General features: G+C 62.2%; 1 protein-coding gene. It reads right to left on the bottom strand.

Annotated features, from left to right (window positions below):
- Positions 1 to 331 (bottom strand): glycosyl hydrolase family 28-related protein (locus SNE34_RS14755; RefSeq protein ID WP_332618381.1); only part of this gene is annotated, 331 nt, incomplete at its 3' end.
- Positions 332 to 810: the final 479 nt, after the last annotated feature.

Genomic DNA, 810 nt, shown 5'->3' with positions numbered 1-810 from the left:
TGCGCAGCCGGACCTTGCGGACCGCGTCGATCATGTAGGTGCCGTCGGGCACGACCACGGTGCCGCCGGTGGACGGCAGGGCATTGATCGCGCGCTGGAACGCCGCGGTGTCATCGGTGCGGCCATTGCCGCGGGCACCGTGGTTGCGGACATTGATCGACGCGCTGCCGCGAGCCCGGTTCGGCGGGGAATATACGGCGGCGACCGCCGAGAATGCCGTGCCGCCCATCATCACCGGCACCGCCAGCAGCAGGGAGTTACGGAGGAACTGCCGGCGCGGCGCGATATTGGAGTCGATCACGATCTGTGATGCCTGATTTTGCTCGTTCATGCAGGGGTCTCTTGGGGGATTGGAGAGGCCGTTCCTGGCGGCTTCACGGCACATTGACATGAGTGGCAAACAGGTCCGCTTACGGGGCGCGGGTTTTGTGACCGCCGGCATGGGCCCGGTAAGCGAAAAATACAGGTAGGTGAACGGTTAACAAAACTGACTGTGATAAATCAGGGATCGACGTCCAGATGCGCAAATCACCGATCAAACAAAAAGGCTGAACGCATCGTCCTGACGCGTTCAGCCCAAGCCGGATCGGCCGCAGCCAAGCCATCCGCTGGCCGGCACAAGCGCGGCCTTCGATTATCGCGAGTAGAAGTTGTAATTGATGCGGATATTGCTCGCATCCATTACCGACAGGTGCGCCTGGGTGCCATTGCGGCCGGACACCTGGCCGGTCAAGCGGGTCCAGTTGCCGTCGTTCCAATCCAGGTTGGCGCCCACGATGCCGTGGTTGCGGGTGGTGTTGTTGCGGAAGT

Source organism: Novilysobacter erysipheiresistens, from assembly GCF_036663935.1.
Classification (GTDB): Bacteria; Pseudomonadota; Gammaproteobacteria; order Xanthomonadales; family Xanthomonadaceae; genus Novilysobacter; species Novilysobacter erysipheiresistens.
The sequence above is the reverse complement of the archived record's forward strand: the minus strand, read 5'-3'. Positions and strand labels throughout refer to the sequence as shown.